Genomic DNA, 20,371 nt, shown 5'->3' with positions numbered 1-20,371 from the left:
TCAGTGCGGCTCCGGCGCTCTTGCTGCCCGCAAGGGACAGGGTTCCGGGGCGAACGGCGTTATCGTTTCCGAGAGGCGGCCTCTCCCATGGCTGCGGCGTCCTGAATGGTGTCCGCGCCACCCATGTCCCCGTTCTTGGTGCGGCCTGCGCCCGGGCCGGCACCCAGGTCGGCTCCCGTCATCGGATCCGACGTGGCGTCGGATTGGGTGCGCGTCGCCATCTTGCTCGCCATCTTCTTGTCCGCGGTGGACAGCTTCACCATGGCCGTTCCGTCACCCCCATCGACGGGCATGACCTGCTCCAGATCATCCACCCGATCCCATTCCTCGCCAGAGTTCCACGGGCCGCTCGTGTCACCGTCACCCTGAGACGTGTTGACGTACATGCTCGCGTACTTGGCGATGCCCGGAAGCTTCCCGGTCGGGAAGTTGTTTTCGATGGCGTACAGGGCCTTCTCGAACGACTTCTGGTGCGCGACCTCACGGGTCATCAGGAACGCCAGGGCGTCCTTGATGCCCGGATCGTCCGTGATGTTGATCAGGCGCTCATAGACGATCTTGGCGCGCGCCTCGGCCGCGATGTTGGAGCGCAGGTCGACGGTGGGCTCTCCGCGGGAGTCGACGTAGGCCGCCGTCCAGGGCACCCCGGCGGAGTCGCAGAGGGCCGGCGCGCCACCGAACAGAATGGACTCCTTCGCCGACGTGCCGCTGGCGCCCACGATCTTGTAGAGCTCCGCTTCCTTCATCTGGCCTTCGGCGAGCTGAGCCTTCAGCCCCTTGTTGAGCATCGTGACGATCGAGCCCACCACCTCGAGGTGGCTGAGCTCCTCGGTGGCGATGTCCAGAAGCATGTCCTTGCGGCCCGGATCGTCTTCCCCGAGGCCCTGCGTGAAATAGCGCATGGCGGCGGCAAGCTCGCCGTCGGCCCCACCGAACTGCTCCATGATCATGCAGGCCAGGCGTGGGTTGGGTTCCGAGACGCGGACCGTGTATTGCAGGCGCTTGTTGTGCATGAACATCGGCGAGCTCCATAAGGCTGGGCCCTGCCAACAACCCTACGCGCCGGTTGTTCCGATCCATGAGGGACACTTCGCTGCCGCGGCCGGGAGTTGGTGGCATTCCTTTGTTCCAGGCTTCACATCAACCGTGGAGCCTTCCCATGCACGCGACCGCCATCCCCCCTCGACCAGTGGGCCCACCTCAACGCCTGGATGGCCGCAGCCCATCGCATCGTGACGGCTCGCCCCTGACCGTTCTCGGCGAGCAGCCCGAGGTCGGCGTCCGCGTGCTCGTGGCAGGGCGCGGATGGCGAGGCAATGGCGATCGACTACGCCGTTGCCTCGCGCCGCGAGAGCGAGCCGGTGACTTAGCCAAAGGAAGACTAGGAGTGGCTGGGGGACCTGGATTCGAACCAAGATTAACGGAGTCAGAGTCCGCTGTTCTACCGTTGAACTATCCCCCACCAGGGCCTGCGGGCGGTCTTGCGAACCGGGCCGGCGCGGCAGTGAGCGGTGACATAGCGAAGACGGTCCGCGTTGACAAGCCCAGTTCTACCGGATGGTCAACCGGTGGCGGCGCGGGGGTCGCAGGCGGCGGTTTCGCGGGAGAGGTCGGGCAGCACCGCGATGCGGTGGCCGCGGATGTCGCTGCGGCACACGAGCACGCCCTGCTGCTCCAGGGCGGCCACGGCGCGCCGGCCGCGGCCGGGGGAGTGGCTGCCGAAGGCCCGCGCGATGGCGGCGTCGGTGGGGCAGGGCGCGCCCTCGATGGCGGCGCGGGCGATCAGCAGGAAGGCGGCCTGGAGGTCCTCGTCGAGGATGGAGGAGACCTCCACGGCGATGCGCCATGATTCGTCCGCCGGATCGGCGAGGCCGGCCGCGGAGCGCGCCACCAGCAGGCGGCGGCGGAAGGCGGTGAGGTCCAGGGGCGGCGTCTGCACGCGCCGGATTCGGCAGCGCACGGCGAAGTCCTGGTAGAGGAAGCCCGCCGGGCGGAAGGTGCCGTCGGCGGCCTCCTCCTCGACCATGGCCGCCAGGACCTCCTCGACGATGGCCAGGACCTCGGCCGGGCCGGGCCCCGGAACGGGCTCGTAGGCCGGCTCGCGGGTCTCCGACGGCTCGCCCGTGCGCTCGCCACCCTCGGCAGCCCGGGGCGCGTTGGCGAGCTCCTGCGTGAGCTGCTCCAGGATGTCGGCGGTGGGGCGCGGCGCCGGCTGGCGACGCGGCCGAACCGGCAGGTCGTCCGTGACCGGCGCCAGAATCATCGCGCCGTCGGCCGGAGCCTCCGGCAGGGGCATCAGCCGGGGGCTGGTGCTGCGCGCCTCGGTCTCCACGGCGCCGATCCGGACGGGGAGGGGCCGGCGCGACATCGCCGGGCCCAGCGCCACGAACTGGCCGCGCTCCAGGTCACGGAACATCTCGGCCTGCCGGCGCTCCATGCCCAAGAGGTCGGCGGCGCGCGCCATGTCGATGTCGAGGAAGGTGCGGCCCATCAGGAAGTTCGAGGCCTCGGCGGCCACGTTCTTGGCGAGCTTCGCGAGGCGCTGCGTGGCGATGACGCCTGCGAGCCCGCGCTTGCGGCCGCGGCACATCAGGTTGGTCATGGCGCCGAGCGAGAGCTTGCGCGCCTCGTCCGAAACTTCGCCCGCCACGGCGGGCGCGAAGAGCTGCGCCTCGTCCACCACCACCAGCAGCGGGTACCAGTGCTCGCGGTCGGCGTCGAAGAGCCCGTTGAGGAAGGCGGCCGCCGAGCGCATCTGCTCCTCGGCGTCGAGGCCCTCGAGGTTCAGCACCACCGAGGCGCGGTGCTGGCGCACCCGCAGCGCCACGCGCGCCAGGTCAGCCTCCGACCGGCCCGCCTCCACCACCACGTGCCCGTAGCGGTCGGCCAGCGTGACGAAGTCGCCCTCGGGATCGATGACGGCCTGCTGCACGTGCCCGGCGCTCTGCTCCAGCAGGCGGCGCAGCAGGTAGGATTTGCCGGAACCCGAGTTGCCCTGCACCAGCAGGCGCGTGGCCAGCAATTCCTCGAGATCGAGGCCAGCGGGCGCATCGCCCGGGCCTGCGCCCATGACGACGTTCGTTCTCATGCCAGCTGGTCGAATCGGCTCATCATCGGACCGTTCTCGTAGCACGCCCGGGCAGGCCCGGGGCGCGGTGTCCACAGGTTCGAGGAGAAGGAGGCAGTAGGCAGTAGGCAGTAGGCAGTAGGCATCAGGCAGTGGACTGTGGCCTTCCCTGCTGCCGACTGCCTACTGCCTCTTCCTTCACCCCCTGTTGTGCATGTGACGAGCCAGCGCCTCGACCTTGGGCATGACGGCCTCGGTGATCGTGTCGGGGACCGCGAGTTCGCTCCACGACAGCTTGAAGCAGGCGAGCCAGCCCTCGATCTCGTCCATGCCGATCGGGGCCTGGAGGTGGCGGGCCCTGAGCATCGGCGGGCCGCGGCGCTCGATGAAGAGTGGGGGGCCGCCCAGCCAGCCGGTCATGAACTCGAACAGCTTCTGCTCGCTGTCGGCCAGGCTCTTGGGGTGGATGGCCCGCGCCGCCTTCGCCTCGGGCAGTGTGTCCATCAGCGCGTAGAAGCGGCGGGTGAGCCGGCGGACGCCCTCTTCCGCGCCGATGAGATCGTAAACGGTGGTGCTATCGGTCATGCGGCTGTCCTGGAGCATGCTGCCGGAAAGGGGGAACGACCTTTCGCGGACAGCATGCGATGTCGATGGATCTAGACCATGCGGCCATGCGGGGGAATTCGGGGCGGTCGCAGATTTTCCTGCGACCACCAAGAAATCGTGCCGCGTTTCGCTCGAAACAGAGCTTCCTGTACCGGCCGCCCCGCGCGAGGGCCAGTCCGGGCCTTGCCGGACGGCACGGCTGCGCGCCATGCACCGCTCGCATGCCGGAACAACCGCTTGCGCTCTGGCGTCATCCGTCGCTTGATCCCATGGTCCGGCGCCCCGAAAACCGAAGAAACGTCGAAGGATCGCCCCCGTGAGCCAGGCCAGCGCAGAGAGGCTCGGACCCTCGCCCGCCCGAGCGGCCGGCGACGTCCGGATCATCGGCACGGTGGGCCTCGCCCACTTCACCAGCCACATGCTGCAGCTCGTCTTCGCGCCGCTGTTCCCGGCGATGCGCGACGGCCTGGGCGTCAGCTTCACCGAACTCGGGCTGCTGCTCACCGCGTTCTACGCCGCCTCGGGGCTGGGGCAGGTGGCCGCCGGCGTCCTGGTGGACCGGTTCGGCGCGCATCGCATCCTCATCGGTGGCGTCGTCCTGCATGCCGGCGGCGTCGGCGCCATGGCCTTCATGCCCGGCTACGCCTGGATGCTGCCCTGCGCCGTCGTGGCGGGGCTCGGCAACAGCGTCTACCACCCGGCGGACCTCTCCATTCTCAGCCACCGGGTGCGCCCGCACCTGCTCGGCCGCGCCTTCGCCTTCCACGTCATCGCCGGGGCGGCGGGGTTCGCCCTTGCGCCCGTGCTCTCGGCATTGGTCGGCACCGCCAATGGCTGGCGCACCGCGCTCATGGTCTTCGGCGCGGGAGGGCTCGCGGTGGCCGCGATCCTGGCGCTCAGCCATGCCGCCATCCGCACGCAGCCCCACGGCGGCAGGGATCCGGGCAAGGCCGGCGCCGCGCAGATCTCTTTCGGCCAGGTGCTCGCCATGCCGGTGGTCATCCTGGGCTTCGCCTACTTCGTGTTGTCGTCCTTCTCGGGGACCGGCATCCAGACCTTCGCCATCAGTGCGCTGATGCAGGGCTTCGGCGCCACGCTGGCCGCCGCCACCATCGCCGCCACGCTCTACCAGGCCGGCAGCGCCATCGGCGTCTCCATCGGCGGCGTGCTCGCCGACCGCATGACCAACCACGCCACGATTGCGGTGGCCGGCCTCGTCACCTCGGCCCTGTTCTGCGCGGCGGTGGTGATCCCGGGGCTTCCGCTGTGGGCCAGCGTGACGCTGCTCGCCATCTCGGGCGCCACCATGGGCGTCACCATGCCGTCCCGCGACGTGCTGGTGCGGCGCGCGGCGCCGCCCAACGCCGTCGGCAAGGTGTTCGGCATCGTCTATTCGGGCTTCGACATCGGGGCCCTCGTCGCTCCCCTGCTGCATGGCGGCCTGCTCGACCACCACATGCCGGCCGGCGTGTTCATCGTGTCGGCCCTCGCCCTGGTCTTCGGCGTGCCCACCGTCCTCGGCTTCGGGGCACGCGCCAACCTGGCGGCCGCCGCAAGGCGCTGAGCCCGCTCAGGCGCCGGCGGCGGCCTTGTGCTCGGCGGCCAGCGCGGCATCCGCCTCCCGCACCCGCACGGCCGCCGGACGGGCCGCGACCCGGGCCGCATAGGCGCCGATCGCCTCCGACTTGGGCACGAGGTCGAAGGCGGAGACCCAGCCCAGCGCCGTGCCCCACAGCACGTCGGCCGCGGTGAAGCGGTCGCCCAACAGCCAGGGCCCCTTGGCCACCTGCGCCTCGATCATCGCATAGAGGTCCTCGAAGGACCCGTAGGCGCTCATGCGGGCGGGCGGCGGCTCGCGCTTCATCGCCCGGTCCATCACGGCGGGCTCGAAGGACGAGCCGTAGAGCGCCATCCAGCGCAGATAGGGTCCGCGCAGCGGATCGGTGACGGAAGGCGCCAGGCCCGCGCCGGGATAGAGATCGGCGAGGAAGAGATAGACCGCCACCTGCTCGCTCACCATGGCATCGCCCAGGGTCACGGTCGGAACCTTGCCCATCGGATTCACCGCCAGGAAGGCGGGTGAACGCTGCTCGCCGGCCATCATGTTGAGGGCATGCAGGTCGTAGGGCGCCCCCAGTTCCTCCAGCAGGATCCGCGCGCCGGTCGAGCGCGTGTTGGGCGAGTGGTACAGCGTCACGCGGGGCAGGTCGGTCATGGGCATCGTGGTCCTCCGGGCCTTGAAAGGGGTTGGGGAGGGGCCGCGCCGGCCCCGTTCGCCGGGCCGCGACCGCGTCAGTCGCGGCGCAGGGCCGCCATGCGCATCGCCTCGGAGAAATGCAGGGCCGCCGCGGCGGCGATGCCGGCCAGCGCGACGCCCGCCTCGGTGCCCGAGATCTGCCGGGCGAGCCGCTTCGTCCGCTCCAACGTGGCGCGAAGCGTCTCGGGATCCGCCTCGTCGCCGGCCCGCTCGCAACGCGCCGGCACGGCGATCCGCTCGGTGCCGATGACGAGGAATTCGACCGAGTCGCCGCCGAGCCCGAACGGCGCGACCACGCGGACATAGTCGTAGACGTCGCCGTCCACGGCCGCCCGGATCGCCCGGCACACCGGCCGCCGGGCGCTCACGCCCTCGGCGTAGTGGGCGGTCACGAGTTCGCCGAAGGCGTGGTCCTCGTAGTCGCGCGTGGTGAGGCCGCACATGTCGCGGGCGTCGGGGTTGGTCACGGCCGCGCCGTAGTGGAGGAACCGAAACGCGTCGCGCTCGACGCGGACCAGGTGGATGCGGCCGGGCAGCACCTGCAGGCGGTCCGGTTCGGCCTCGGAGAGGCACGGCAATCCGTCTTCCGCCATCAGCCGCCAATAGTCGACCAGCGCGGAGAGGGGCCGCGTCGGCACGTCCCCGCAGGTGATCTCCACGGTCTCGACTAGGCGAAAGCCCGACCGGCTGGCTGACCGGTCAGCGGGCATGGTGGCGACAAGCGGACGTGGGAGGGGCATCGAGGGACCGGGACTGCGAAACACCCCACAACGTGCGAGGTGCCGTGCGGGTTCCACCGCGTCCGAAGAATTCGGCACGATCCGGGTCGTGGAGCCCTCGATCCGCGGACATGGTTACCGCCCGCGCCCAACGGTCACGAGCCGCAACACCTTGCCACGCCGGAGGTTCCCCATCGCACAGTCGCCGCTTCGCGGCTGCCTCCCTGCGGCGAGGACGATTCCAAGCCGTCCCGCATGGTCCACGCCGGGACAGCCTTCCGTCGACTGCGACAAAGCGCCGCATCTATTCCTAGGCGAAGTTGGAAAATGCCGGGGCCGGCGGAGGGCCGGCCCCGGAGATCCCGCTGGACTAGCTGCGGCCGATCCCGGTCGTTCCGCCGGTCTTCGCCGCGGTGGCTTCGGTCCGGGCTGCGTCGCCGCCGGTGCCGGAATTGGTGCCGGAGCCGAACAGCGAGCCGCCCGAGCCCGTCTGCGACGAGCCCTGCCGCGCCGTGTCGGTGCCCATGCCCATGGTGCCGCCCGTGCCCTGCGAGACGCGCAGGTTGTTCTGCACGTGGGTGACGCCGGACACGGCCTCGGCGAGGTCCTCCGCGCGGCGGCGAAGATCGCGGCGGTGCACGGTGCCCGCCAGGGTCACCTCGCTGCCGGCCACGCTGACCTCGATCTCCGAGGCGTCGACCATCGGATCGTCAGTCAGCCGGTCGCAGACGTCCTCGCGGATGCGGTCGTCCGAGCGCGAGTAGCCCTTGGGCCCGCGGCCGCGGTGCTCGCCGTCGCTGCGCGCGTCCTGGCGGCGGCGCCGTTCGGCGTCGTCGTCGCCGAACCAGGAGGCGACCTCGTCCGTGGTGCGGTCCCACCAGTCGCGGTCGCCGCGCTGGGAGCGCGATCCGCCTTCACCCATGCCGTAGCCGCCGCGATAGCCCTGCGATTCGGAGCTCCCGGCGCCCGATCGCGACGAATCCGAGCCGGTCCAGCCGGAGCCCGAGGAGCCCCCGCGGCTGCCGTAGTCCCGGTCGCCGCGATAGCCGCGTGCGCCTTCGTCGCGGCCATAGCCGCCCCAACCCGAGCCCATGCCCATTCCCGAGCCGTAGGCGCCGGAGCTGCCGGTGCGCGACAGGCCGTCGTCGTTCATGCCCTCGTACTGGCCACCGCCACGATAGCCCGAGCCGCCCATGCCGCCGGAGCGGCTCCAGGCCTGGTTCTCGCCGCCCTGGCCGCGTCCGTAGCGGCGGTCCTCGTCACGCCGGCGCCAGTCGTCGCCGCGCTGCCAGTCCCTGTCCCGCCGCCACTCGTCGCGGTCCTGTCCGGAGCGCTCCGAGCCGAAGCGGTCCTGGTCGTCTCTCCATCGGTCGTTGAAGGACATGGCGTCATCCTTTGGTGCTGTGTTTCTGGAGGCCCCGCCGGGCAAGGCCGCGGTCCGACAGAACGCCGCCTCGGCGGACAGGTTCCTGCTGCGGTCCGGGCTCGACCGCCTTCCCGCCGCCGTTCCGGGCTGCTACCCGGTCCAGGAACGAGGGAGGCTTCCATGGCATCGGCTGGCGGTTCGGACACGCATGTGCGCATCGAGGATCGCGACGGGGTGCGCCACGTGGTGCTCGACCGTCCCGCCAAGAAGAACGCCATCACCCGCGCCATGTATTCCGCCGCCGCCGACGCGTTCGAGGCGGCCGCCTCGGACGACGCGATCGGCGCTGTCCTGCTGCGCGGCGAGGGCGGCTGCTTCACGGCGGGGAACGATCTCGCCGACTTCCTGGAGGGGCCGCCTCCGGACGATGGCGTGCCGGTCGTGCGCTTCCTCGATGCGGTGGCGGCCTGCCCGAAGCCCGTGGTGGCCGCCGTCGAGGGACTGGCCATCGGCATCGGCACCACCATCCTGCTGCATTGCGACCTCGTCTTCGCGGCGCCCGACGCGCGCCTGCGCACGCCCTTCGCCGATCTCGGGCTCGTCCCCGAGGCGGCCAGCAGCGTGCTGCTGCCCCGCCGCGTGGGTCAGGCCAGGGCCGCCCGGCTGCTGCTGGCCGGCGAGATGATCGACGGCACGACCGCCGAGGCGTGGGGTCTCGTCGGCCAGCTCGTGCCCGCGGCGGACCTGGTGCCGGCCGCCACCGCCGCGGCCGCCGCGCTGGCCGCCAAGCCGCGCAAGGCCATGCTCGCCTCCAAGGCGCTCATGCGGCCCGACGTCGCCGAGGTCCTGGCGGTGATGCGGCGCGAGTTCGCGGCCTTCCGCGAGGGCCTTCGGTCGGAGGAAGCCAAGGCCGCCTTCGCGGCGTTCCTGTCGCGCGGCAAGGCGTGAGGCCCGTTCGGTCGCCTGGTCGCGGGCTTCGCGCGACGAGTTTCCGCGACACGCTCCGGGCCGCTCAGTAGAGCCACTGTTCCGGCAGGCGCAACTCGGCGACGTCGCCCACGCGAAGCGGACCGGCCCGCTCGACGAACGCCGTCAGCCCGCGCAGCCGCTTCGCCACCTCGACGAAGCGGAATTCGATGCGCGGATGGTCCGGATAGCGGGAGGCGAGCACCCGGCCCGGCTGCCGGCAGGGCGCGTTCTGGTCGTCGACGGCCAGCGCCGCGCCGCCCTTCACCAGGATGCGCGTCCCGCGCGGCAGCATCGACAGATCCGGCACGCCGTCGATCACGATATTGGCACCGAGCCATTCCGGCCGCACCTCGGGCACCCCGAGCCCCTCCGCGATGGCGGCAAGCTCGGCCGAGGCGACGATCGAGACCTGGCGCGTGTTCCGGATGGTCGTGCCGCGGCCGTACCAGGGCACCCGGGCGTCGGCGCCGCGTGTCGGCCCGTGGTGCCGGTCGGGCGTGCCGTCGGGCAGCGAAAGCCCGTCGAAATCGAGCGTCACGGCGTCGACCGGCGCCGTCTCGAAACCGGGCCCTCCGGCAAAGAGCACGCTGGCGATACGGCCCGGGAGCTTGCGGGCGGGGACGATGGGGCGCGTCATGAGGCCTCCTGGCGGCCCGTGACCCTAGCCGGTGCGCCCGCCGCCGCAACCCGTTCCCGCCTGCGGGAGATCGCCGCGCGGCGCCACCTGCTCCGCTCCGGCCGCACGCCGGCTCTGATCCTGGGTCGGTTGACAGGCCCGCCGGGCAGATCGAAGAGGGGGCCCCGGCCGCCCGCCTCCCGCGGTGCCTGGCCCGCCGCGTGTGGACGTTCCCCCCATGGCCCGCACATCACCCGCGCTTCCGCGCGAACGTCTCGTGCCGCTCATCGTGGCGACCGCGATGTTCATGGAGAACCTGGACTCGACGGTCCTGGCCACGTCACTGCCGGCCATCGCCCAGGATCTCGGCGAGAACCCCATCCATCTGAAGCTCGCGGTCACGTCCTACCTCCTGGCGCTGGCCATCTTCATCCCGGCGTCGGGCTGGGTGGCCGATCGCCTGGGCGCACGGCTCGTGTTCCGCGCCGCGATCGCCGTGTTCGCCGCAGGCTCGATCGGCTGCGGCTTCGCGCACGACATGACGGGGCTCATCGCCGGGCGCGTCGTGCAGGGCATCGGCGGGGCCATGATGGTGCCCGTGGGCCGCCTCGTGGTCCTGCGCAGCATCGACCGCTCCGACCTCGTCAACGCGCTGGCCTGGCTCACCTTGCCTGGCATGCTGGGACCCATCCTGGGCCCTCCGCTCGGCGGCTTCATCACCGCCTACTTCCACTGGCGCTGGATCTTCTGGGTCAACATCCCCATCGCGGTGCTGGGCATCGTGCTCGTCACGCTCTTCATTCCCGACGTGCGCGGCGACGAGCGGACGCGGTTCGACGCACTGGGCTTCGCGCTGGTCGGCCCGGGCCTCGCCACCTTCTTGACCGGGGCGACGGTGGCGGGGCTCGGCCTCCTGCCGACCGCCCAGGTCGCCGTGCTCATCGGCGTCGGGGCCGTTCTGCTGGCGGCCTACGGCGTGCACGCGCTGCGCACCGAGGCGCCCATCATCGACCTGCGCATGTTCAAGCTGGCCAGCATGCGCGCCAGCATCGCGGCCGCCTTTCCCTTCCGCATCGCGGTGGGGGCGACCCCATTCCTGCTGCCGCTCATGCTGCAGGTGGCGTTCGGGCTCAATCCCTTCCAGTCCGGGCTCACGACCTTCATGGCCAGCATCGGCGCGCTTCTGATGAAGGCCTGCGCCTCGCCGATCTTGCGGCGATGGGGGTTCCGCCGCGCCCTGACGGTGAATGCCGTGCTGGCGGCCGTCTTCATCGCGGTGCCCGGGCTGTTCACCCCGGGCTGGCCTTGGCCCGTGGTCATGGGTCTGCTTCTGATCGGCGGGTTCCTGCGGTCGCTGCAGTTCACCGCGCTGAATGCGGTGGCTTATGCGCAGGTGCCGGACAACCGGCTCAGCCGCGCCACCACGCTGTCGGCCGTCGTCCAGGAGCTCTCCGGCTCGGTCGGGGTTTCCGTCGCGGCCCTGGGCCTGGAGCTCATGGGGCGGCTCGACGGCACAGGGCCGCTGGAAGCCTCCCATTTCCCGCCGGTCTTCGCCGCCATGGGATGCCTGGCCGCTGCGACGTCGGTCCTGCTCTACACGATGCTGCCGAACGACCTCGGGCAGGACCTCGTGCGCCGCCGCACCGGGCCGCGCACGCCGCCGGCGGCCGAGCCGTCCTCTCAGTCCGCGTCCGGATCGGCCCGCAACACCCTGAAATCGCAGCCCTGATCGGCCTGGAGCACCTGCTCCCGGTAGAGCCTGGCATAGCCACGCTTTTCGCCGGGGCGGGCGGGCGGGGCGGTCCAGTGCTCGCGCCGGCGGGCCAGCTCGGCGTCGTCCACGAGGAGGTCGATGCGCCGGCCCTGCGTGTCGAGGCGGATCATGTCGCCGGTGCGCACGAGCGCCAGCGGGCCGCCCACGGCCGCCTCGGGGGCGATGTGGAGCACGATGGTCCCGAACGCGGTTCCCGACATGCGCGCGTCGGAGATCCGCACCATGTCCTTGACGCCCTGCTGCGCGAGCTTGCGCGGGATCGGCAGGTAGCCGGCCTCCGGCATGCCCGGCGCGCCCACGGGCCCGGTGTTACGCAGCACGAGCACGTCGTCGGCGGTGACGTCGAGGTCCGGCGCGTCGATGCGGGCGGCCATGTCGTCCACCGAGTCGAACACCACGGCCCGTCCCGTGTGCTGCAGCAGGCCCTTGGTGGCCGCCGACTGCTTGATCACGGCACCGCGCGGCGCAAGGTTGCCCGAGAGCACGGCCATGCTGCCTTCCGGGCTCACCGGATTGGCCCGGGAGCGGATGACGGTCTGCCCGGGCACGTCCTCCGCCTCCGCCACGACGTCCGCGAGGGTCCGGCCGTCGACCGTCGGCGCCGTCAGGTCCAGCGCGTCGGCGATCTCCCGCATCAGGCGGGGCACGCCGCCAGCGTGGTGGAAGTGCTCCATGTAGTGCTGGCCGGACGGCTTCAGGTCCACCAGCACCGGGACGTCGCGCCCGAGCCTGTCGAACAGCGCGTAGGCGAGCGGCAGCCCGGCGCGGCCGGCCAGCGCGGCGAGGTGGACGAGCCCGTTGGTGGACCCGCCCGTCGCCTGGAGGACGGCCATGGCATTGGCGATGGAGGCCGGGGTCACCAGCTCGGACGGGGAGGGGCCGCCGCGCCGGGCGAGGTCGGCGGCGACCCGGCCCGTCGCCTCGGCGATCCGCAGGCGATCGGCATGGACCGCCGGCGCGGACGCCGCGCCCGGCAGGGCGAGCCCCAGGGCCTCCACCATGGAGCCCACCGTGCTCGCCGTGCCCATGACCATGCAGGTGCCGACCGACGGCGCGAGCCGGCCGGCGATCACCTCCATCTCGGCGGCGTCGATGCGGCCCCCGCGGTGCTCGCCCCACAGCCGCCGGCAGTCGGTGCAGGCGCCCAGAACCTCGCCCCGGTGGTGACCGACGACCATCGGGCCGACCGGCAGCATGATCGCGGGAATGCCGGCGCTGACCGCCGCCATCATCTGGGCGGGCATCGTCTTGTCGCAGCCGCCGATCAGCACGACGGCGTCCATCGGCTGGGCGCGGATCATCTCCTCCGTGTCCATGGCCATCAGGTTGCGCAGCACCATGCTGGTCGGATGGGCAAAGGACTCGTGGATGGAGATGGTCGGGAAGCTCATCGGCAGGGCGCCGGCCAGCATCACGCCCCGCCGCACCGCCTCGATCAGCTGGGGGGCGTTGCCGTGGCAGGGGTTGAAGTCGCTGGCGGTGTCGGTGATGCCGACGATGGGCCGGTCGAGGGCGTCGTCGGAATAGCCGGCGGCCTTGATGAAGACCTTGCGCAGGAAAAGCGAGAACGCCTGGTCGCCGTAGCTCGTCAGGCCCTTCTTCAGTCCACCGGCCATGCCGTCCTCCCGTCTTGCGCGCTTGCGATCCGTCTTGCGGCGGAAAACGACTCCTGTCGAGCCACTTCCGGCCGGTCCTTGTATCGGCATGGCAGCGCCGCGCCGGTTTCATGCTAAACGGCGGGCCGGCTTCTGGAGACCGCCATGATCCGCGTGAACGGCCGCATCGCCATCGACGAGCGCGACATCGAGGAGACCTTCGTCCGCGCCTCGGGGCCCGGCGGCCAGAACGTCAACAAGGTCGAGACGGCCGTGCAAATCCGCTTCGACGCCATGGGCTCGGCGGTCCTGCCCGACGACGTCAAGGAGCGGCTCAAGACGCTGGCCGGCAGCCGGATGACGCTGGAGGGCGTCATCGTGATCACGGCGCGCACCTACCGCACGCAGGAACGCAACCGGCAGGACGCGGTCGACCGGCTGGTCGAGCTCATCCGCAAGGCGGCGGTGCGGCCCGCCATCCGCCGCCCGACGCGCCCGACCCTGGCGTCGAAGAAGCGCCGGCTGGACAGCAAGTCCAAGCGCTCCGGCCTCAAGGCCCTGCGCACCGACAAGCCCGGTCTCGACTGACGCGGCAGCGTCGATCCCGAGCACGCCAACGGTGCGGCTCCCGCCGCGCTTGCGGCGCAAACGGCGCGGCTTGCGCCGCGCTTGGCTTTCGCGCGTGACACTTGTTACAGTCTTCTCGACGAGAAAATGAGGTTCAACGTGTCGCCGGTCGACGATCCCGCCGCCGCCGCGACAACGGACTCCCCGCCCATGGCGCGGGACCCCCTGTCCGCGGACCGAGCGCGCGCCCATGGCGCGGCGCCGCGGGCGGCCGGGCCGCGCCGGCACGGAACCACCTACGCGGCGCTGGACCTCGGGACGAACAACTGCAGGTTGCTGGTTGCGCGGCCGTCCTCCGACGGGTTCCGGGTCGTCGACGCGTTCTCCCGAATCGTTCGGCTGGGCGAGGGCCTTGGCGCGTCGAATCGTCTGCGCGACGAGGCCATCCGGCGCACGATCGAGGCCCTGAAGGTCTGCCGCCACAAGATGGAAGCCCGCGGCGTCGCCCGCGCGCGCCTCATAGCCACGGAGGCCTGCCGCGCGGCCGTCAACGGCGCCGAGTTCATCGCCCGTGTCCGCGAGGAGACCGATCTCGACCTGGAGATCGTCGACCGCGAGACGGAGGCGCACCTCGCCGTCGCGGGCTGCGCAAGCCTCGCCGACCCGCGCGCCGAGGGCGTGGTGCTGTTCGATATCGGCGGCGGCTCGTCCGAACTCGTCTGGCTCGACCGGGAACGCTCCGGCCGTCGCCGGTTGCCAGACCGGGTGCGCGCCTGGACGTCGCTGCCGGTCGGCGTCGTCACCCTGGCCGAGCGCCACGGCGGCGTCGACGTCAGCCGTGACGGGTTCCAGGCCATGGTCGACGAGGTCTACGGGCTTCTCGAGGGCTTCCTGGCGGATCTGGGCGGCAGCCGGCCCTGCGATCGCTTTCATCTCCTGGGAACCTCCGGCACCGTCACCACCATCGCGGGCGTCCACCTGGCGCTGCCGCGCTACGACCGTCGCCAGGTCGACGGCCTGTGGATGCGCGCCGAGCAGGTCGACGGCGTGCTGGAGAACCTGCTCGCCATGACCTATCGGGACCGGGCAGCCAATCCCTGCATCGGTCAGGAGCGGGCGGACCTCGTTCTGGCGGGGTGCGCGATCCTCGAGGCCATTCGCCGGGCGTTCCCGGCCGACCGGCTCCGGATCGCCGACAGGGGCTTGCGGGAAGGGATCCTGATGCAGTTGATGGCCGAGGACGGCGTCTGGAACGGCAACGGTCGTGGGGGATCACGCGGGTGAGCGGGAACGCCGGATCCGGTCGCGAGGGCGGCCGCTCCCTGAAACAGCGGGTCAAGACGGCCAAGAAGCGCACCGTGTCCCAGACGCGGTGGCTTGAGCGGCAGCTCAACGACCCGTACGTCGCCCGCGCCAAGCGCGAGGGATATCGGTCGCGCGCGGCCTACAAGCTCATGGAGATGGACGAGAAGTTCCATCTGCTGAAGCCCGGCATGCGTGTCGTCGACCTGGGCGCGGCGCCGGGCGGATGGTCGCAGATCGCCGCGGCGAAGGTGGGCTCGGACAAGGGGCGCGGCAAGGTCATCGGCATCGACCTGCTCGACATCGACCCCATCCCGGGCGTCGAGTTCACCGTGATGGACTTTCTCGACGCCGACGCGCCGGAGCGGCTGCGCGCCATGCTCGGCGGGTCGGCCGACCTCGTGATGTCGGACATGGCGGCGAACGCCACCGGCCACAAGAAGACCGACCATTTGAAGATCGTGGCCCTGGCGGAACTCGCCATCGAGTTCGCGCGCGAGGTTCTCGCGCCCGGCGGGGCCTTCGTGGCCAAGGTCCTGCAGGGCGGCACGGAAGGCACGCTGCTGGCGGACCTGAAGCGCGACTTCGCCGTGGTTCGCCACGTGAAGCCTGCCGCCAGCAGGGCCGACTCGGCGGAACTCTACGTGCTGGCGACCGGTTTTCGCGGCGGCGCCCGCAACCAGCAGGGCGCGGACGAGGCCTGAACGCGCCTCGGCTCCATGCGCCAGGGAGAAACGACATGGGTGATCCGATCGTGGTCCATGCGGGCGGGGCCCGCATTCCGGCGCTGGGTCTCGGCACGTTCCGCTCGGAGGGCGGGGAGTGCGCCGAGATCGTCGCGCATGCCCTCAACGTGGGCTACCGACACCTCGACACGGCCAAGATGTACGGCAACGAGCACCAGGTGGGCGAAGGGCTCAAGGCGTCCGGCGTGCCGCGCGACAGCGTGTTCGTGACCACCAAGGTCTGGTGGGACGACATCGCCGACGGCGACCTGCAGCGCTCGGCCGAGGGCAGCCTGAAGCGGCTGGGCATCGACGTCGTCGACCTTCTGCTGATCCATTGGCCCAACCCGGCCATCCCGCTCGCCTCGTCCATCAAGGGCCTGTGCGATGCGCGCAAGCGCGGGCTCGCACGGCATGTCGGCGTGTCGAATTTCCCGGTGGCCATGGTGCGAGAGGCCGTGCGGCTGGCGGACGTGCCGCTGGTCGCCAACCAGTGCGAGTACCACCCCACGCTGGATCAGTCGAAGCTCAGGGCGGCCTGCCGCAGCAACGACATGGCGTTCGTGTCCTACTGCCCGTTGGGTCGCGGGCGCGACGTCAGCGATCCGGTGATCGCGGAAATCGCCGATCGCCACGGCAAGTCGCCGGCCCAGGTGATCCTGCGCTGGCTGGTGCAGCAGCCAGGCGTGGTCGCCATTCCGAAGTCGGCCAGCAAGGCGAGGGTCGAGGAGAACGCGGCGATCTGGGATTTCGAGCTCGACGAGGACGACATGCTCGAGATCGCGCGGCTGCGCCGGCCGGACGGGCGCGTCGTCAACCCGGTGTTCGCGCCGCAATGGGATTGAGGCTGGCCCCGCGATGACCCTCGACGCCGCAACCCTCGAGGCCCTGCGCGGCATCGCCACGGCCACGATCACCTCGGTGCTCTTCAAGAAGGGGCTTCGCCGCCTGTGGATGCAAGGCGCGATGCCCTTGTCGCCGGGTCACCGGATCGCCGGGCGGGCCTTCACCATGCGTTTCGTCCCGGCGCGCGAGGATCTGGCCACGCCGGAGTCCCTGGCCTCGCCCCGCTCGACGCGTGGCGCGGTCGAGGCGATGCCGGAGGGCTGCATCGCCGTGGTCGATGCCATGGGCGTCACCGACGCGGGCATCTTCGGCGACATCCTGACCGCGCGCATGGCCCGGCGTGGCGTTGCCGGGCTCGTCACCGACGGCGTGGTGCGCGACGTCACCGGGATCGCGGGCACCGGCCTGCCGGTGTGGTGCCGCGGAACCGCGGCGCCGGCCTCCGTGGCGGGTCTCACCTTCGTCGGCTGGCAGGAGCCCATCGCCTGCGGCGGCGTGGCGGTGCTGCCCGACGACGTCATCGTGGCGGACGCTGACGGCGCGGTGTGCATTCCTGCGGCCTCCGTCGAAACGGTGCTGGCCGAGGCTCCCGAGCAGGAGCGGCTCGAGGCCTGGATCATGGCGGAGGTGGACCGCGGCGTGCCGCTCACCGGCCTCTATCCGCCCAATGCCGAGGCCCGCGCACGCTACGAGGCGTGGAAAGCCGGCGGCTGACGCGGGCTCCATGTATTTCGTCGCCTCCAAGATCCTGTGGCTGGTGGGCTCGCCCACCAACGCCCTCCTGCTGGGCACCTGCCTCGGCCTCCTGGCCGCAGCCTTCACGCGCTGGCGGCGCCCGGGGCTCGGCGTGGCCATGCTGTGCGTCGCGCTGCTCGCGATCGCCGGCCTGACGCCCCTGTCGCGCCGGCTGATCCTCGCGCTGGAGGACCGGTTTCCGCCCTATGCGGAGGATGGCCGACCGATTTCCGGGATCATCGTGCTGGGGGGGCCGGTGGAACAGCAGATCTCGCTGGCGCGCGGACAATTGTCGCTCAACGAGTCCGGCGACCGCATCGTGGCGCTGGCGGCCCTGGCGCGGACCCGGCCGACGGTCCCCGTCGTGTTCACCGGCGGCTCGGCCGCGTTGTTCGGAGAAGAAGCCTCGGAAGCCGGCACGCTGGCCCGCTATTCCGGCTGGATCGGCCTTGCGCCCGGAAGGCTCACGATCGAGGAGCGATCCCGCAACACGCTCGAGAACGCCCTCTACACGCGCGACCTGCTGAAGCCGGCGCAAGGAAGCCGCTACCTCCTGGTGACCTCGGCCTTCCACATGCCCCGCTCGGTGGGGCTGTTCCGCAAGGCCGGCTTCGACGTCGTCGCCTTCCCGGTCGACTACCGCACGACGGGGCCCGACGACTTCGACGGCTTCATCCGCGCCAGCGACGGCCTGCGCCTCACCGACCTCGCCGTCCGTGAGTGGATCGGCCTGGCCGCCGCGCGCCTGCTCGGCCAGATCGACACGGTGTTTCCGAGCCCGTGAGGGAGCTTAACCCTTTGGCAGTCATGGGCGCAGACGAGCGGCGCCCTACCCAGCCAAAGGCCGGCTGTTCAACTCAAAATTGATAAACGCCAAGCAACATTTAAGTCGAACTGGTCGCTTTCCATCTCCCGAACGAGGGGAATTTCGACATGCCCATCATGGTCAATCCGCCTGTCGTGAAGCCCGTCCGGAACAACACGGAAACGGCGCTGATTTTTGAGACCAGCCTTGGCCGGCTCTGGTTCTCGGTCCCGTCCGCCTATCGGGATTTCCTGTCCAGTGGCCTCGATGCGGCGCTTGCGGCCCTCTTGTTTCCTGCGATGCGCACTGGGGAAGACATCGTGCTGTCCGGCGATGTGGACAGCTTGTTCTACTACCATGCCTGCGGGCCGTTGCAGGCGCTGCTGCGGTGCTCGCACCCGGACCTGAAGCCCATCAACGTTTTCGCGAAGCGCGTGGGCGACCGCAGGCCGCCTCGCGCGAAGGGCGTGATGACCGGCTTCTCCCGCGGTGTCGACAGCTTCAGCATGATCGCAAGGCACTATCACAGCCGCCTGGTGTCGGATCTGGAATTGACCCATCTGTGCCTCAACGACATTTGGGCGGAGGACAATGACCTGGACAGCGCCAACCCCTACGTCCAGCGTCGCTTCGAGTGCACGCGTGCGGCGGCCGAGGAGGTCGGGCTGCCGCTCTTGCTGATCAACTCGAACGTCGGGGCCTTCTACCGGGGCATCCGTTTCGAGGACACGCACACCATCCGCAACACGGCTGCTGCGATGGCGCTCAACAACGGTGTGTCGACCTATCTTTATGCATCCGGCTACCCCATCCGCTACCAGACCCCGATGCCGACCGGAGACATGGCGCGCCTCGATCTGATCGTGCTGCCGCTCCTTTCGGGTACGGCCTTCCGGGCCACGTCGGGAGATGCCGAGACGCCGCGGATCGAAAAGACGCGTCGTCTGCTCGACTATGACGTGGCGCAGCGGCACCTGCAGGTGTGCTCCAATGGTGTCGAGAGCAACTGCTCCCGCTGCACCAAGTGCATGCGCACGCAGTTGGCGCTCGACATGCTCCGCGGGCTCGACCGCTTCGCCGTATTCGATCAGCAAGAGTACCGGCAAGCCAAGGGCGAGTGGCTCGTGCAGGCCGAAAAGCGGCGGGGCAACGATGCCTTCGTCGACGAGATCTTCGACTTTGCCCAGAGGAACGGCATCGACCTGGCGCGTGCCGCGAAGCCAGCGGACGCCGGCGACGAGCCGCACGTGACGGCCGCCTGAAGGGCTCCGCGGAAAGCTTGGGACCGCGGCTCCCGTCGCTCAGTCCAGGCGGGGCAGGCCCAGGCGATACACGCCCTTGAAGTCGTCGGGATCGACCGGCTTTCCCTTGCGGTAGATGACGATCCGCCCCGCATGGGCCAGCCGGACGGCCGCCCGCCGCACCGGGATCATCAGCGGCCCCCAGCCGTCCGGATGAGACCCGCCGAGCGCCCGCGCCGCTTCGGACGGGCAGATCGTCTTGCCCTCGCCGCGTTCGGCCACGAGCGTCAGGATCGTGTCCTCGATCTGCGCGGGATCCGCGGCGGGGCGGGCAGGGGATTCGGTGGAGGAATTGGCCATGCCCCCGTGTGCGCCCCGCGGGCGCGACGCGTCAAGCCCGCGGCCCGATGGCCTGGCGGCCGTCGCCCTGGTACTGGCGCAGGCCCATGACCAGGACGACGCCCGCGGTGGCCAGCACGAAGACCACCGGCGAGATGAACCAGCCGAGATAGCCCAGCGCGAAGAAGAACGCGCGCTGGCCACGGTTGAAGTGCCGTCCCGCGGCGGTGGTCATCATGCCCGTGCGCCTGGCGTGGGCCTTCGCCTCCTCCGTCCCCGCCTCCTCGACGGGCGGCGTTCCGCCGAGCAGGATCGCCGCGTAGTTGAAGAGCCGGTAGGACCAGGCGAACTTGAAGAAGGCGTAGACGAAGATGAGGGCGAGGCCGGTCGCCTTGGTCTCCCAGATGGCGCGCGTCGTGGCCAGCCCGAGCGGCAGGTCGGAGAAGAGGCGGACCACGTCGTCCGCCGAGCGCAGCACCGCCAGCGAGCCGCCCACCGCCAGCAGTGAGGTCGAGGCGAAGAAGGCCGTGCCGTTCTGCAGGCTGGCCATGATCTGCGTGTCGATGATGCGGACCTCGCGGGTCAGCATCCGGTCCATCCATTCGTGCCGGTACTGGTTCATGAGGCCGTTCAGCGACAGCGGCCCGTAGCGTTGCGATTCGACCACGCCCGCATAGCCGAACCATGCGACGACGAAGAACACGAGGGCGGCGATGTCGGTGGGAGAGAGAGCCTGCATGGGGCCGATGATGGCCGTCCTGCACCGCTTCCGGCAAGCCCGTCGGCACGCGACCTGCGAAGCATTGACCGACCGCCGTCGGCCGGACCAAGGTGCGGTGCAA

Annotated in this window: 19 protein-coding genes, 1 tRNA gene and 1 pseudogene; 10 read left to right on the top strand and 11 right to left on the bottom strand. The window is 70.8% G+C overall.

Features of this window, described 5'->3' with window-relative positions:
- Positions 1-59: 59 nt before the first annotated feature.
- The 4 genes from Q0Q47_RS22390 to Q0Q47_RS22375 form a co-directional block, all read right to left on the bottom strand.
- The gene (locus Q0Q47_RS22390; protein WP_293865071.1) at positions 60-1,019 is read right to left on the bottom strand and encodes a manganese catalase family protein; all 960 of its coding nucleotides are present in this window, start codon (positions 1,017-1,019) and stop codon (positions 60-62) included.
- Positions 1,020-1,388: 369 nt separating this feature from the next.
- Positions 1,389-1,462 (bottom strand) — tRNA-Gln (locus Q0Q47_RS22385).
- 99 nt (positions 1,463-1,561) lie between these two features.
- Positions 1,562-3,088: an ATP-binding protein gene (locus Q0Q47_RS22380; RefSeq protein WP_293865068.1), complete on the bottom strand. Its 1,527-nt coding sequence runs from the start codon at positions 3,086-3,088 to the stop codon at positions 1,562-1,564.
- Between the two features lie 177 nt (positions 3,089-3,265).
- The gene (locus Q0Q47_RS22375) at positions 3,266-3,652 is read right to left on the bottom strand and encodes a group II truncated hemoglobin (RefSeq protein WP_293865065.1); all 387 of its coding nucleotides are present in this window, start codon (positions 3,650-3,652) and stop codon (positions 3,266-3,268) included.
- A 337-nt stretch (positions 3,653-3,989) separates the two neighbouring features.
- Between Q0Q47_RS22375 and Q0Q47_RS22370 the strand changes: the two genes are divergently transcribed.
- The gene (locus Q0Q47_RS22370; protein WP_293865062.1) at positions 3,990-5,237 is read left to right on the top strand and encodes an MFS transporter; all 1,248 of its coding nucleotides are present in this window, start codon (positions 3,990-3,992) and stop codon (positions 5,235-5,237) included.
- A gap of 6 nt (positions 5,238-5,243) precedes the next feature.
- Here the strand turns inward: Q0Q47_RS22370 and Q0Q47_RS22365 are convergent, their stop codons facing one another.
- From Q0Q47_RS22365 to Q0Q47_RS22355, 3 genes and pseudogenes are all read right to left on the bottom strand, one after another.
- Positions 5,244-5,888 carry a glutathione S-transferase family protein gene (locus Q0Q47_RS22365; protein ID WP_293865143.1) on the bottom strand — a complete coding sequence of 215 codons (645 nt, stop codon included), beginning with the start codon at positions 5,886-5,888 and terminating at the stop codon, positions 5,244-5,246.
- 77 nt (positions 5,889-5,965) lie between these two features.
- Positions 5,966-6,568, bottom strand: coding sequence for a hypothetical protein (locus tag Q0Q47_RS22360; RefSeq protein WP_293865059.1), 603 nt, complete (start codon positions 6,566-6,568; stop codon positions 5,966-5,968).
- A gap of 616 nt (positions 6,569-7,184) precedes the next feature.
- Positions 7,185-7,541 (bottom strand): annotated as a pseudogene (locus tag Q0Q47_RS22355) (BON domain-containing protein); the annotation flags it as partial.
- 654 nt (positions 7,542-8,195) lie between these two features.
- Between Q0Q47_RS22355 and Q0Q47_RS22350 the strand changes: the two are divergent.
- On the top strand, positions 8,196-8,963 hold the full coding sequence (locus Q0Q47_RS22350; protein WP_293865056.1) for an enoyl-CoA hydratase-related protein: 768 nt from the start codon (positions 8,196-8,198) through the stop codon (positions 8,961-8,963).
- A 64-nt stretch (positions 8,964-9,027) separates the two neighbouring features.
- Here Q0Q47_RS22350 and Q0Q47_RS22345 read toward each other — a convergent pair whose 3' ends face one another.
- Positions 9,028-9,621, bottom strand: coding sequence for an MOSC domain-containing protein (locus tag Q0Q47_RS22345; RefSeq protein WP_293865053.1), 594 nt, complete (start codon positions 9,619-9,621; stop codon positions 9,028-9,030).
- Between the two features lie 217 nt (positions 9,622-9,838).
- On the opposite strand from Q0Q47_RS22345, the gene Q0Q47_RS22340 reads away from it, so the two are divergent.
- The gene (locus tag Q0Q47_RS22340) at positions 9,839-11,329 is read left to right on the top strand and encodes a DHA2 family efflux MFS transporter permease subunit (protein WP_293865050.1); all 1,491 of its coding nucleotides are present in this window, start codon (positions 9,839-9,841) and stop codon (positions 11,327-11,329) included.
- On the opposite strand, the gene Q0Q47_RS22335 is transcribed toward Q0Q47_RS22340, so the two are convergent.
- Positions 11,281-12,990 (bottom strand): IlvD/Edd family dehydratase, encoded by a 1,710-nt coding sequence (locus tag Q0Q47_RS22335; RefSeq protein ID WP_293865047.1) that lies wholly within the window; start codon positions 12,988-12,990, stop codon positions 11,281-11,283. The genes Q0Q47_RS22340 and Q0Q47_RS22335 overlap by 49 nt on opposite strands.
- Positions 12,991-13,134: 144 nt before the next feature.
- On the opposite strand from Q0Q47_RS22335, the gene arfB reads away from it, so the two are divergent.
- From arfB to Q0Q47_RS22300, 7 genes are all read left to right on the top strand, one after another.
- Positions 13,135-13,557 (top strand): alternative ribosome rescue aminoacyl-tRNA hydrolase ArfB, encoded by a 423-nt coding sequence (gene arfB, locus Q0Q47_RS22330; RefSeq protein WP_293865044.1) that lies wholly within the window; start codon positions 13,135-13,137, stop codon positions 13,555-13,557.
- 189 nt (positions 13,558-13,746) lie between these two features.
- Positions 13,747-14,820 carry a Ppx/GppA phosphatase family protein gene (locus tag Q0Q47_RS22325; RefSeq protein WP_293865041.1) on the top strand — a complete coding sequence of 358 codons (1,074 nt, stop codon included), beginning with the start codon at positions 13,747-13,749 and terminating at the stop codon, positions 14,818-14,820.
- The gene (locus tag Q0Q47_RS22320; RefSeq protein ID WP_293865038.1) at positions 14,817-15,542 is read left to right on the top strand and encodes an RlmE family RNA methyltransferase; all 726 of its coding nucleotides are present in this window, start codon (positions 14,817-14,819) and stop codon (positions 15,540-15,542) included. The genes Q0Q47_RS22325 and Q0Q47_RS22320 overlap by 4 nt, the downstream gene beginning before the upstream one ends.
- 35 nt (positions 15,543-15,577) lie before the next feature.
- Positions 15,578-16,408 carry an aldo/keto reductase gene (locus tag Q0Q47_RS22315; RefSeq protein ID WP_293865035.1) on the top strand — a complete coding sequence of 277 codons (831 nt, stop codon included), beginning with the start codon at positions 15,578-15,580 and terminating at the stop codon, positions 16,406-16,408.
- A gap of 13 nt (positions 16,409-16,421) precedes the next feature.
- Positions 16,422-17,123 (top strand): ribonuclease activity regulator RraA, encoded by a 702-nt coding sequence (locus tag Q0Q47_RS22310; RefSeq protein WP_293865032.1) that lies wholly within the window; start codon positions 16,422-16,424, stop codon positions 17,121-17,123.
- Between the two features lie 10 nt (positions 17,124-17,133).
- Complete coding sequence (locus Q0Q47_RS22305) at positions 17,134-17,928, top strand: YdcF family protein (protein ID WP_293865029.1); 795 nt, start codon at positions 17,134-17,136, stop codon at positions 17,926-17,928.
- Between the two features lie 149 nt (positions 17,929-18,077).
- The gene (locus Q0Q47_RS22300) at positions 18,078-19,211 is read left to right on the top strand and encodes a hypothetical protein (protein ID WP_293865026.1); all 1,134 of its coding nucleotides are present in this window, start codon (positions 18,078-18,080) and stop codon (positions 19,209-19,211) included.
- Between the two features lie 39 nt (positions 19,212-19,250).
- Here the strand turns inward: Q0Q47_RS22300 and Q0Q47_RS22295 are convergent, their stop codons facing one another.
- Entirely contained in the window at positions 19,251-19,550 is a 300-nt protein-coding gene (locus tag Q0Q47_RS22295; RefSeq protein WP_293865023.1) for a DUF3253 domain-containing protein, read from the bottom strand.
- A gap of 31 nt (positions 19,551-19,581) precedes the next feature.
- Positions 19,582-20,268 (bottom strand): DUF599 family protein, encoded by a 687-nt coding sequence (locus tag Q0Q47_RS22290; RefSeq protein WP_293865020.1) that lies wholly within the window; start codon positions 20,266-20,268, stop codon positions 19,582-19,584.
- Positions 20,269-20,371: the final 103 nt, after the last annotated feature.

This window comes from uncultured Alsobacter sp. (assembly GCF_945952055.1).
Taxonomy (GTDB): domain Bacteria; phylum Pseudomonadota; class Alphaproteobacteria; order Rhizobiales; family Beijerinckiaceae; genus Alsobacter.
Note: the sequence above shows the minus strand (reverse complement) of the source record. Positions and strands in the feature narration are given on the sequence as shown.